The organism is Pseudoxanthobacter sp. M-2 (assembly GCF_046156265.1).
Taxonomy (GTDB): domain Bacteria; phylum Pseudomonadota; class Alphaproteobacteria; order Rhizobiales; family Segnochrobactraceae; genus CAMDHY01.
In genome coordinates this window covers 91,090-102,784 of the sequence record NZ_JAWDIR010000047.1, presented here as the reverse complement: position 1 = coordinate 102,784, position 11,695 = coordinate 91,090, and the positions used below count along the sequence as shown (strand labels likewise).

Annotated in this window: 15 protein-coding genes; 8 read left to right on the top strand and 7 right to left on the bottom strand. The window is 69.9% G+C overall.

Annotation, left to right across the window (positions count from 1 at the left end; genetic code table 11):
- Positions 1-99: 99 nt before the first annotated feature.
- A complete protein-coding gene (locus tag RUR49_RS24610) occupies positions 100-774 on the top strand; it encodes an aldolase (RefSeq protein WP_409149140.1) in 675 nt (224 codons plus the stop codon).
- 78 nt (positions 775-852) lie between these two features.
- Here the strand turns inward: RUR49_RS24610 and RUR49_RS24605 are convergent, their stop codons facing one another.
- On the bottom strand, positions 853-1,029 hold the full coding sequence (locus RUR49_RS24605; protein WP_409149138.1) for a DUF1328 domain-containing protein: 177 nt from the start codon (positions 1,027-1,029) through the stop codon (positions 853-855).
- A 213-nt stretch (positions 1,030-1,242) separates the two neighbouring features.
- On the opposite strand from RUR49_RS24605, the gene RUR49_RS24600 reads away from it, so the two are divergent.
- Positions 1,243-1,401, top strand: coding sequence for a DUF3309 domain-containing protein (locus RUR49_RS24600; RefSeq protein WP_409149136.1), 159 nt, complete (start codon positions 1,243-1,245; stop codon positions 1,399-1,401).
- Positions 1,402-1,584: 183 nt separating this feature from the next.
- Here RUR49_RS24600 and RUR49_RS24595 read toward each other — a convergent pair whose 3' ends face one another.
- Entirely contained in the window at positions 1,585-1,716 is a 132-nt protein-coding gene (locus tag RUR49_RS24595; protein ID WP_409149134.1) for a hypothetical protein, read from the bottom strand.
- A gap of 295 nt (positions 1,717-2,011) precedes the next feature.
- On the opposite strand from RUR49_RS24595, the gene RUR49_RS24590 reads away from it, so the two are divergent.
- A complete protein-coding gene (locus tag RUR49_RS24590; RefSeq protein ID WP_409149132.1) occupies positions 2,012-2,299 on the top strand; it encodes a DUF2934 domain-containing protein in 288 nt (95 codons plus the stop codon).
- Positions 2,300-2,408: 109 nt separating this feature from the next.
- On the opposite strand, the gene RUR49_RS24585 is transcribed toward RUR49_RS24590, so the two are convergent.
- The 4 genes from RUR49_RS24585 to RUR49_RS24570 form a co-directional block, all read right to left on the bottom strand.
- Entirely contained in the window at positions 2,409-3,668 is a 1,260-nt protein-coding gene (locus RUR49_RS24585; protein ID WP_409149130.1) for an AI-2E family transporter, read from the bottom strand.
- Between the two features lie 173 nt (positions 3,669-3,841).
- Positions 3,842-4,696: a sulfite exporter TauE/SafE family protein gene (locus RUR49_RS24580; protein ID WP_409149128.1), complete on the bottom strand. Its 855-nt coding sequence runs from the start codon at positions 4,694-4,696 to the stop codon at positions 3,842-3,844.
- Positions 4,697-4,706: 10 nt separating this feature from the next.
- A complete protein-coding gene (locus tag RUR49_RS24575; RefSeq protein ID WP_409149126.1) occupies positions 4,707-5,375 on the bottom strand; it encodes an RraA family protein in 669 nt (222 codons plus the stop codon).
- A 16-nt stretch (positions 5,376-5,391) separates the two neighbouring features.
- Entirely contained in the window at positions 5,392-6,099 is a 708-nt protein-coding gene (locus RUR49_RS24570) for a fumarylacetoacetate hydrolase family protein (RefSeq protein ID WP_409149124.1), read from the bottom strand.
- Between the two features lie 184 nt (positions 6,100-6,283).
- Here RUR49_RS24570 and RUR49_RS24565 point away from each other — a divergent pair, with 184 nt between their 5' ends.
- The 5 genes from RUR49_RS24565 to RUR49_RS24545 all read left to right on the top strand — a co-directional run bounded on the left by RUR49_RS24565 (position 6,284) and on the right by RUR49_RS24545 (position 10,747).
- Entirely contained in the window at positions 6,284-7,306 is a 1,023-nt protein-coding gene (locus tag RUR49_RS24565) for an ABC transporter substrate-binding protein (RefSeq protein WP_409149122.1), read from the top strand.
- Positions 7,307-7,317: 11 nt separating this feature from the next.
- Complete coding sequence (locus RUR49_RS24560) at positions 7,318-8,115, top strand: ABC transporter ATP-binding protein (RefSeq protein WP_409149120.1); 798 nt, start codon at positions 7,318-7,320, stop codon at positions 8,113-8,115.
- The gene (locus RUR49_RS24555) at positions 8,112-8,972 is read left to right on the top strand and encodes an ABC transporter permease (protein ID WP_409149118.1); all 861 of its coding nucleotides are present in this window, start codon (positions 8,112-8,114) and stop codon (positions 8,970-8,972) included. Before RUR49_RS24560 ends, RUR49_RS24555 begins: the two co-directional genes overlap by 4 nt.
- Positions 8,973-9,052: 80 nt before the next feature.
- Complete coding sequence (locus RUR49_RS24550; RefSeq protein WP_409149116.1) at positions 9,053-9,742, top strand: GntR family transcriptional regulator; 690 nt, start codon at positions 9,053-9,055, stop codon at positions 9,740-9,742.
- 174 nt (positions 9,743-9,916) lie between these two features.
- The gene (locus RUR49_RS24545; protein ID WP_409149114.1) at positions 9,917-10,747 is read left to right on the top strand and encodes an oxaloacetate decarboxylase; all 831 of its coding nucleotides are present in this window, start codon (positions 9,917-9,919) and stop codon (positions 10,745-10,747) included.
- A gap of 24 nt (positions 10,748-10,771) precedes the next feature.
- Here RUR49_RS24545 and RUR49_RS24540 read toward each other — a convergent pair whose 3' ends face one another.
- Positions 10,772-11,551 carry a hypothetical protein gene (locus tag RUR49_RS24540; protein WP_409149112.1) on the bottom strand — a complete coding sequence of 260 codons (780 nt, stop codon included), beginning with the start codon at positions 11,549-11,551 and terminating at the stop codon, positions 10,772-10,774.
- Positions 11,552-11,695 lie beyond the last annotated feature (144 nt).

Sequence of the window (11,695 nt, the reverse complement as noted above, 5' to 3'; positions counted from 1 at the left end):
TGGTGGACGCTCCCCGCCGGATGCTGCGGCGGTCCCCTTCGGCCGGAGCACAAGCTATGCTCGCAACCCTGTCGCTGTCACGCCGGGCGGAGGGGTTCGATGACGGATTCGAAGGCACGCGAGGCGGTGTGCCGGTTCGCCCGCTCGCTGTTCGAGCGCGGGCTCACACCGGGCTCGTCCGGCAACATCAGCCTGCGGCTCGAGGACGGCGGCCTGCTGGTGACGCCGACGAACGCGTCGCTCGGCTTTCTCGACCCGGCCCGCCTGACGCGCCTCGACGCCAGCGGCCGCCTCGTCTCGGGCGATCCGCCGACGAAGGAGATGCCGCTGCACGCGGCCCTCTACGAGACGCGCCGCAAGGCCGGAGCGGTGGTGCACCTTCACTCGACCCACGCCGTCGCGGTGACGCTGCTGCCCGAGATCGATCCGCAGGCGGTGCTGCCGCCGCTGACGGCCTATTCGGTGATGCGCTGCGGCCGCGTGGCGCTGCTGCCCTACTATAGGCCGGGCGATCCGGCGGTCGCCGACGCAATCCGGGGGCTCGCCGGCCGCCACGCCGCGGTGCTTCTCGCCAACCACGGCCCGGTGGTCGCCGGCGATACGATCGAGGCGGCCGTCTTCGCGATGGAGGAACTCGAGGAGACGGCGAAGCTCTACCTGCTGCTGCGTGGCCTCAACCCGCGCATGCTGACGCCGGCACAGGTGGACGATCTCGTCCGCGTCTTCGGTCGCGTCGACGCACACGACGGCGACGCAGGCCACGACGCTCCTTAGCGTAGCCGTGCCGCAAAACGACGAGGGCTCCGGCGATGCCGGAGCCCTCGATCGTGCGTGCAACTGGCCGCCGGAGCGTCACACTGTCGGGCGGCGTCCCCTGAACAGGCCGAACAGCACCGACAGCGCGAACAGAACCAGCGCCACGACGAAGATGATCTTGGCAATCTCCACCGCGACCCCGGCGATGCCGCCGAAGCCGAGAACCGCCGCGATCAGGGCCACCACGAGAAACGTCAACGCCCACCCGAACATACCGTCCTCCAGTCACCGAATGTCCGGTCGGATAATTCGGCAGCCGCCCCGTTGGTTCCACGGCACTCGACCCCGCGAGCCCTCACGCGCGAGCGGCGACCGCTGCCACTCCCGTCAGCGTGAAGAACCTCGGAGGAACAAAAACTTGCGGGCCGAGTTGAAGCGTCGTGACTGACCGGCAGATGCCGGGGCTCATTGCACGGGAGGGCACTCATGACGCTTTCGACCATCCTCATCATCATCCTGATATTGCTGCTGATCGGCGCCATCCCCAGCTGGCCCTACAGTCGCGGTTGGGGCTACGCGCCGTCGGGCATCCTCGGCGTGATCCTGGTGATCATTCTCGTCCTCGCCTTGATGGGCAGGCTCTGAACGATCGACATCCCTCGCCCGGCGGCTGCGGCCGCCGGAGACAACAGGAAAGGCCCGACCCCCACACCGGGGGCCGGGCCTTCCTCTTTTAGGCTGATAGCTAAAGCCAACTATACTGATGGCTAAAGCCAACTCGTGATGACTGACAGAACCGTTGCGTCGCGACGCCCCGGCCCCGTCAGATCACGGCGTTGTCGGTGTCGGGGTGCCAAAATAGACCGCCACGAAGGCGATGACGACGAGGACGAGACCGATGCCGAGGATGTAGCGGACGCGGTTGTCCGTGCGTCCCTGCCGGGCCGGCGTCGGGTTCATCACCGGGGCGGCGTCGTGAGCCGGCGGACGGGGGTCGCCTGGCGCGCGGGAATTCGCTGGCGCGCGGGTGTCATCCAAACGTTCGGCAGACATGATAAAGTCCTCTTCAGTCGTTTCATTGCTGGTGGAAGCAACGGCACCGGGGCGATGCCGAAGCGGCTCGCACGTCGAGCCGCGTGTTGGTCGGACAACGAGCCGGAGCCCTATCCGTTCCCCGCCACCGGCAACCCGGCGGGAACGGCAACCGGTGGGCCGCGTTCCATGGGTTGCAGCCTGTGCAGGGAGCAAGGGTCCGATGCCGACGATCAGCGAAGACGAAATCCGCGAACGCGCTCACAAGATCTGGATGGAAGAAGGGTGCCCGCACGGCCGGGACCGTGAGCACTGGGAACAGGCCATCCGCGAGCTCGAGCGCGGCGAGAGCGCCGTGTCCAACGACGATCTCGACGAGGCGCTCAAGGAGAGCTTCCCGGCGAGCGACCCGATCTCGTTCACCCCGGTCGCCGGTGTCGGCGCAGCCGAGGAGGAGGATGAGGTCGTCGAGCAGAGAGTGGTCGAGGCGAAGTTCGCCGGCACCCGCTGAACAACAACCACGACGACCAACGACCGAGCCGGCCGCATGCGCGGCCGGCTTTTTCGTGCCCGGGTGATTGCCGGGCGGACGAGCCGCCGCGGCGATCAGCCCCCTTGGCTCAGGTCCAGGGGCGCTGGATGCGCCGGCCGGCGGCGAGGCCGAGGCGGCTGCGACGGCCGAAGCCGTTGCGGCGCGACAGGGCCTCGATCAGGACGCCGGAGATGACCAGCAGCGGCACCGCGACGAAGGCGCCCGCGGGTCCCCAGAGCCACATCCAGAAGGCGATGGCGAGGAAGATCATCAGCGGGTTCATCGCCAGCCGGTGACCGAGCACGCTCGGCGTGATGATCTGGCCCTCGAGGGTGTTGAGGCCGACAAAGGCGAGCGGCGGCAGCAGCGCCGCCGTCATCGTGTCGAGGCTCACCAGCCCGACCCCGAACAGGATCACGGTCAGCACCGCCGGCCCGATATAGGGCGCGAAGTTGAGGACGGTGGCGAGGGCGCCCCAGAGCGCCGGGGTCGGCAGGCCGAGGGCCCAGCACATCAGGCCGGTGGCAATGCCGAGACCGATGTTCACCACCGTGATCGCCGCGAAGTAACCCGATAGCGCCTCCTCGACACGGGCGAGGGTGCCGGCCGCGAGAAGGCGGGCCGGTCGGGTGAGGCAGACGCCGAGGGCGGCCGCCCGCAGCGGCCGGCGCGTCGCGAGGAAGAAGAACAGGGCACCGACGAACAACACCGCCTGGGCGAGAACGACGGGCGCCAGCGACGCGGCGGACAGCAGCACGCCGAGGCTGCCGCCGCTGGCCTCGCCGCCTTCGCCGCCCATGCCGGAGGCGCTCTCCACCGCCTCCGTGATCTGCTGCACCTCGGCCATCAGCATGCGCAGCGGCATGAGCTTGTCGCGCATCGTCGCGACGATCTCCGGAGCGCGATCGATCCAGGCAATGAGCGGCAGCGCGAAGATCGCGAACGTCAAGTGCACGACCAGCAGAACCGCCAGCACCAGGATCGCCGCCGCGGCGTAAGCGGGCACGCGTCGCTTCATCAGCCAGTCGACCAGGGGGCCCATCGCGAGCCCGAGGACGATCGCAGCCGTCGTCGGCACCACGACGGCAGCCGCCGCCCAGATGGCGAAGAAGAAGGCGACGATGAAGATGCCGATGCCGGCCGAGCGCGACAGCGTGTCGAACGAGAACGGGTGCCGGCGCACCGCGGCGGCCGTCGGCGCCCCGGGCACGTCCCGGATGCCGATGCGCTCCTGTGCCGGGCTGCGCTCACGGGCCGGGCTGCGCTCCTGGGCCGGGCGCTCCTGGGCCGGGCGCTCCTGGGCCGGATCGAGCGGCCGGACCGGCGTACCGAGGATGGAAGCGGGCATGGTCCTCCGGCGCGGCATCGGGGCGGGGAAAAAGCGCACGCGGCCGGAAATAACCCCCGCCGTCGCCGCTCGACTGCCACCGTCCCGGATGGTCTCGCCCCGTGACGTACCCCCGTCGCGGATTCCGGCAGCCCTGACCAACGCGCGAGGCGCCCCTCCGGTTGCCCCGGCGCTCAGAACACCAGGCTGGAGGCGAAGCGGGCGGCGACGGTGAGCAGAAAGATGCCGAAGCCGATCTCGAGCCGCCGACGCGGCCAGCTGTGCGCAAGGCGCACGCCGAACGGCGTCGTCAGCAGCGCCGCCGGGATGATCAGGGCGACGCCGAGCAGGCTGACGAAGCCGATCGACAGCGGTGGCAGACCCGGAGCACCCCAGCCGGCGGCCATGTAGCCGATCGTGCCGGGCACGGCGATCAGCACGCCGACGCCGGCCGACGTCGAGATCGCCTGCAGCAGCGTACGGCCGTAGAGCGTCATGTAGACGGTCGACATGACGCCGCCGCCGATGCCCATCAGCGTCGAGATGAAGCCGATGACGGCGCCAAGGATGGCGTTCGGGATACCGCCCGGCAGCGTCTCGCCGAGGCGCCAGTCGGCGCGGCCGAACAGCATCTTGGCGGCGAACAGCGTGGCGAGCACCGCGAAGATGCCGCGCAGCCCGGCGCTCGACAGGCTCGCCACCGTGATGGACCCGAGCACGACGCCGACGGGGATGGCGATCACCCAGGGCCGCAGCACCTCCATGTCGACGGTGCCGCGTTTCCAGTGGCCGCGGAACGATCTGACCGCCGTCGGCACGACGACGCCGAGCGAGGTGCCGAGGGCGACGTGCATGCGGATGCTCTCGTCGACGCCGGCGACGGCGAAGATCTCGTAGAGCACCGGCACGATGATGGCGCCGCCACCGATGCCGAAGAGGCCGGCGAGGACGCCGACGACGGCGCCGGTGACGAGAACGGCAAGGGCGAGCTCGGCCAGCGTCCAGAGGTCGCCGCCGGGGCCGACGAAGTCGGCGAGGGAAAGGCTCATGCGCCCGCGATCACTCGGCCTGGCCGAGATCGGCGAGCATCGCCTCGACCCAGCCGGTGTCCTCGCCCGACAGGATCGAGCGGCGGATGCCCTCCTCCCGCTCGAACTTCTCGCCGGCGAGCGCCACGATCTCGGCGGCGCGGGCCGCCGGGAAGGTGACGACGCCGTCGGCGTCGCCCACCACCACGTCGCCGGCCGTGATCACCTGGCCGCCGATCGCCACCGTGACGTCGAGAAAGCCCGGATGCGACTTGTAGGGGCCGCGCAGGGAGTGGCCGCGGGCATAGGTCGGCAGGTCGATGTCGGCGATCTCGCCGACATCGCGGATCGCACCGTCGATGAGGAGGCCGGCGCAGCCGCGCCGCTTCGCCTCGAGCGTCATCAGCTCGCCCATCAGCGCGTTGGTGACGTCGCCGCCGCCGTCGACGACGAGGACGTCGCCGGGGCGGAGGCGGACGATCATGCGGTAGAGCGCGAGATTGTCGCCCGGCCGCGTCTTCACGGTGCGGGCGATGCCGACGAGCTTGGCGGCGCTGCTGTAGCGCCTCAGCCCGACCGGGCCGGAGAGCCGCTCCAGGCAGTCGCCGATCACCGGCGTCGGCAGCGCCGCAAGGGCTGCGGCGAGCGCCGGGTCGAGCGACGGCGGTGCCGTCACGGATAGGCTCGTCTGGTCAGTCATGGTCGGTCCGATCGGCTCAGCGCTGCGGGCCGATCCTTACGGTGAGGGAGCCGAGCTTGTCGATGGTGCCGACGAGAACATCGCCCGCCTGGACCGGGCCGACGCCGTGCGGCGTGCCGGTGAGGATGATGTCGCCGGGGAAGAGCTCGTAGGCCTGCGACAGGTTGGCGATGATCTCGGGGATCTTCCAGATCAGGAGCGAGACGTCGGAATCCTGACGGGTCTCGCCGTTGACGGTGAGGCGGATCGCGCCGGAGGAGACGTGGCCGACCTCCTCGACGGGGTGGAGCGGCCCGCACGGGCAGGAGTGGTCGAAGGACTTCGAGTCCTCCCACGGCAGGCCGGCATCCGACAGGCGCTTCTGCAGATCGCGCCGCGTCATGTCGAGGCCGATGCCGTAGCCGTAGACGTGGTCGAGTGCCTTGTCGGCCGGGATGTCGCGGCCGCCGGACTTCAGCGCGACGACCAGCTCGAGCTCGTGGTGGTAGTTCTGCGACAGCGACGGATAGGGGATGGTCGCGCCGTCGTGGACGATGGAGTCGGCCGGCTTCTGGAAGAACACCGGCGGGTCGCGCGCCTCGTCGCCGCCCATCTCGCGGATGTGGGCGACATAGTTGCGGCCGACGCAATAGACGCGCCGCACCGGGAATCCGAGGTCGGAGCCGACCACCGGCAGCACCACCGGCGCGGGCGCCGGGACAACGAAACGATCGATCTTGTTCACGGGCATTCCTCCCCTGTCGGGCCGTCTAGCGCGACCGGACGAGGCCCGATCAAGCACGCTTCATACATTTTTGACAAGACTGCCGACGATCGTACATACTCTTTGGATGGGTAAGCGATCGTCCACGAAGACGACGCGCCCGGGAGCGAAATGCAGGATGCGCCACGTGCGCTGGGAGGGACTCATGAACGCCGCAATGCGTCTGGGGGCGGCCGTCGGGCTCGCCGTATTGGTGGGGGGCTTCGGCCTCGGGCGGGCTGAGGCCCAGGCGACCGACGTCGTCGTCGCCGTGCCGAACCCGTCGGCGATCAACAACTTCGCCCTGCACACGGCGATCGGCGAAGGCATCTTCGAGAAGAACGGCCTCAACGTCACGGTGGAGGCGGTCGACGGCTCCTCGCAGGTGCTGCAGGCGATGGCGGCCGGCCAGGCGCAGATCGGCCAGCCGGGCCCGGCGCCGGTGCTTGCGGCGCGGGCCCGCGGCGAGGACGTCGTCTTCATCTTCAACCACTTCGCCAAGAGCGTCTTCGGCGTGCTGGTGCAGAAGGATTCGCCGATCCAGTCGCCGGCCGACCTCAAGGGCACGACGATCGGCGTCGGCACGGCGGACGGCGCGGAAGTCGGCTTCACCCGCGCCATCCTCAACGACCTCGGCATGAAGGAAGGCACCGACTACACCTTCCTGCCGGTCGGCGACGGCGGCCTCGCGGCGGCGGCCTTCCTGCGCGGCGACATCGCCGCCTATGCCGGAGCGGTCAGCGACGCGGCGATCATGGAATCGAAGGGCCTGCCGCTGCGCGAGATCACCCCGCCGGCCTACCTCGCCTATTTCGGCAACGGCTACGCCGCCATGGCGAGCTACATCAAGGACCATCCGGACGTCATCGAGAAGTTCGGCAAGTCGATCGTCGAGGCGACGCGCTTCGCGCTTGATCCGGCCAACCGCGAGAAGGTGCTTGCCCACACCAAGACGGGCAACCCGCAGGAGGGCGAGGATCCGGCCTTCGCCAACGCCCTGTTCGACGCCATCGTCGTGCGCATCGAGCCGAACGACCGGGCGAAGGGTTGGGGATACCAGCCGCCGGAGGACTGGCAGAAGTGGCACGACAGCCAGGTCGCGTCGGGCTCGCTGAAGGCGCCGCTGCCGAACCTCGCCGACGCCTACACGAACGACTTCGTCGCCGTCTGGAACGAGGCCCCGCAGTAATGGGGGCGCCGATGTCCGCCACGGTCCCGGTCGGCCTCGTCGGCCGACCGGTCTACGAGCTCCGGGGCGTGAGCAAGACCTTCGTGCGCCGCAACGTGCACGCCCTCGACAAGGTCGACCTGACGCTCACCGAGGGCAGCTTCTCCTCCGTCATCGGGGCGAGCGGCTGCGGGAAGTCGACCCTGCTCAAGATCATGGCCGGCCTCCTGCCGCCGTCGGAGGGCAGCGTCGTGCTCTCCGGCAAGCCGGTGGTGGGGGCGCGGCGCGACATCGGCATGATGTTCCAGCAGGCGACGCTGTTTCCCTGGCGCACGGCGATCGAGAACGTCGTGCTGCCGATCGAGATCCGCGACGGGCGGTCCGCCGCCCGCGCCAAGCACGACGAGGCGCGCAAGCTGCTCGAGCTCGTCGGGCTGAAGGGCTTCGAGGACGTCTATCCGAGCGAGCTCTCCGGTGGCATGGCGCAGCGCGCGGCGATCTGCCGGATGCTGATCACCGAGCCGACGGTGCTCCTGCTCGACGAGCCGTTCTCCGCCCTCGACGAGCTCTCGCGCGACTTCATGAACATGGAGCTGCAGCGCATCTGCCTCGAGCGCAATGCAACGACGTTCCTCGTCACCCACTCGATCGCCGAGGCGGTGATCCTGTCGGACGTCGTCTACGTGATGTCGCCGCGGCCCGGCCGCTTCGTCGAGACGGTGACCGTCGACCTGCCGCGGCCGCGGACGCTCGAAATGATGACCGACCCGCGCTTCGGCGCGCTCGTCCACCGCATCCGCGGCCACCTCGACAAGGGAGCCTTCCTGTGACGCAGGCGAGCGAAACCACCACGCCCCCGCCCTCTACGGTGTGGGTCGAGCACGTTTCGTGGCTCGACCGCGTGCCGCGCTCGGTGTCGATGATCGTGCTGATGATCGCCTTCCTGGCGGTCTGGCAGCTGTTCTACATGAGCGGCATCATCTCGCCGATCATCATGCCGGGACCGTGGGAGACGATCGTCGACCTCGTCTTCGTCGGCAAGAACCTGATCACCGGCGACTACATGCTGAAGGCACTGTGGGTGACCACCCAGGAGGTGCTGCTGGGCTTTGCCATCGCCGTCGTGCTCGGCTTCTTCCTCGGCGTGCTGGTGGGCGAGACGGCGTTTGGCGAGAAGGCGGTGATGCCCTATCTCGTCGCCATCAACGCCATGCCGAAGGTCGCCTTCGCGCCGCTGTTCGTCTCCTGGCTCGGCTTCGGCATCATGTCGAAGGTGGCGCTTGCCGCCTTCGTGGCGCTGTTCCCGGTGATCGTCGGCACCGCCGCCGGGCTGCACGCCGCCGACCAGAACGCCCGCATGCTGTTCCAGACGATGGGGGCGAGCCGGCTGCAGACGCTGATCAAGCTGAAGCTGCCGATCGGCATGCCGCACTTCTTCGCCGGCCTCAAGAACGCTGCCGTGCTGGTCGTCGTCGGCGCCGTCGTCGGCGAATTCCTCGGTGGTGGCAAGGGTTTCGGCGAGCTTATCCGCATCGCCGCCGCGCAGTTGCAGACGCCGCGTGTGTTCTCGCTGATCATCTACTTGAGCCTGCTCGGTCTCGCGACGTTCTGGCTGGTGGTCTTCGTGCAGCGCCGGCTCGTATTCTGGCACAAGGAATCGGTGACGCAGGGGGGAGGACCGGGCTAGTCGGCCCGGGACGGCCGGGGCGAGGCTTCGGTCTCGCCCCGGCCGTCATCCGACGCGTCCGACGGACCGTATCGCAGTCGATGACCAAGCCTGAAAAGACCACCGCCGCGACGCTCGTCTATGCACAGCTGCGCCGCGATATCCTCAACGGCCAGCTCGCGCCGGGGCAGAAGCTGCAGATCGAGGCGGTCACCGCCCGCTACGGCGCCGGCGGCAACCCGGTGCGCGAGGCGCTGAGCCGCCTCTCCTCGGAAGGCCTCGTCGACCGCAAGGAGCAGCGCGGCTTCTTCGTCGCCCCGATCGGCATTGAGAACTGGCGGGCGCTGGTGAAGACGCGCTGCTGGGCGGAGGGCAAGGCGCTGGAGGAATCGATCCTCGCCCGCGAGCAGGCCTGGGAGGAGCGGGTCGTGCTCGCCTTCCACCGCCTGTCGCGCTCCAGCTGGACGCTCTCCACCGACACCTTCGTGGTCAATCCGGAGTGGCAGAAGCTGCACCGGGCCTACCACCTCGCGCTCATCTCGGGCTGCGGCTCGCCGTTCCTCATCCAGTTCTGCGAGAACATGATGGACCAGGCGCAGCGCTACTGGTTCATCTCCGCCTCCACCGCCTTCCTCGCCCGCGATTCCGAGGCCGAGCACCGCGCCATCCTGGAGGCGACGCTCGACGGCGACGCGGCGCTCGCCACCCGCCGCCTCACGGACCACTACACGCTGACGCTCGACATCATCGAGCAGGAAGTGGCGTCGCGGAAGCTCGACCAGGTGGGGTGAGGCGGGGGGCGTGGACCTGGCCTTCGCCGCTCGAAGCGGAGCAGCCCGGAGCGCTTGTAGCCCCCCGCGCCGGCTCCTCGCCCAGCGCTCCCGCGAGCCGGGCCTGCAGTGTCGGAAAAATCTGTTCCCTTTTTGTTCGAGGCAGGTTAGTGTCTCCGCCGGCAGGAGGGACCCATGGCGAGCCAGAGCGAGAAGCACCGGGCGTTTGTCGAACTGCACCGGCGGAGCGGCGCCTTCGTCATTCCCAATCCGTGGGATGCAGGGTCCTCCCGCATCCTGACAGCGCTCGGGTTCGAGGCGCTCGCCACCACCAGCGCCGGCTTCGCCTATTCGATCGGGCGACGGGATTCGGCGGCAGCGCTGTCGCGCGGGGCGCTGCTCGAAAACGCCCGCGCCATCGTCGAGGCGACCCACCTTCCCGTCTCCGCCGACCTCGAGGACGGCTTCGGGGCGGCGCCGGAAGCGTGCGCGGAGACGATCGCGCTGGGGGCCGGCGTCGGCCTGGTCGGCGGCTCGATCGAGGACGCCACCGGCGACCCGGCGAACCCGATCTTCGCGTTCTCCCACGCCGTCGAGCGGGTGGCGGCTGCCGCGGAGGCGGCGCACGCCCTGCCCTTCGTGCTCACCGCCCGCGCCGAGAACTTCCTCCACGGCCGCCCCGACCTCGACGACACCATCCGCCGCCTGCAGGCCTTCGAGGCCGCCGGCGCGGAGGTCCTCTACGCCCCCGGCCTGCCGGACATCGCGGCGATCCGCACGGTCTGCGCGGCGGTGACGAAGCCGGTGAACGTCGTCATGGGCCTCGCCGGCAAGGCCTTCAGCGTTTCCGAACTGCAGGCTGCCGGCGTCAAGCGCATCAGCGTCGGCGGCTCGTTCGCCCGTGCCGCGCTCGGCGCGCTGGTACGGGCGGCGACGGAGGTGAAGGACCACGGCACTTTCGGCTACGCCGCGAGCGCCATGCCCGCGTGGGAGGCGGAGGCGTACATGCCGGAAGAGCGACGATGAGAGGTGCCCGGGCGTCCTTGAGGGTCACTCGGATGGATAGCGCAGCTCGCCGAGGTCGATCGGGGCGTCCTCGACGAAGTCGCGCAGGACCGTCGACAGCGCACCGCGGTCCCGCAGGTGCATCGCCGTGTTGTGGCCGCCGCGGACGAGGTGAACGGTAACGCCGGCGATATGCGCGAGCCGGTTCGCATAGACGACATCGTGCGGCACACGGCGGCCGACGATGATCTCGCAGCCGCCGGCCGGCGGCGCCGCCTCGAGCGCCGGCAGGACGTCGACGATGTCAGGCCGCCGCAACCGGTCGAGCATCTTGAGCCAGCGCGTCTCGCCGATGGCGCGCAGCACGGACGTGTCGATCGTCGTCTGCGGGGCGAAGGCAAGCACGCGCCGGGCGGCGAGCGGCGCGGCGAAGGCGAGCGCCGCGAAGCCGCCGGACGAGGTGCCGAGCAGATAGAGGCTGCCGCCGCCGGCTTCCCCCGCCAGCGCGCCGATGCGCTCCGCGATCTCGCTCGCCGAGCGGCCGAGCCCGGCGATCGGGCCGTTGTACCAGGTGCGCCGCGGATCGCGGACGAAGACGACGTTCGCCTCGATGCCGGCGAGGCTGTTCATGAAGTTGAACGGCGTCATGCCGCCGACGAGTTGTCCGAGGCCCGCGAAGGCGACGATGGTGCGGGTCGCACCGGGCGCGCGGACGATCCGGACGTTCGGCTCGTCGGGGCCGGGCGTAGCGCTTGCCTCCGCTGGCGGGGCTTCCGGCCGGCGTGCGCCGCGGACCAGCCGGGCGACGGGGAGCTTCTCGTCCACGCGTCCCTTTCCCCGTCCTTGCCGCGTCGCCCGGCATCATCTGGTCAGCCCGGACGACCGTCAACGGCCCTCCCCGAGGGCCGGCGGTTGTCGGGTGCGGCAACCGCCGCTACAAGCGGCGGCGGACAGCGTGGAGGACACCCG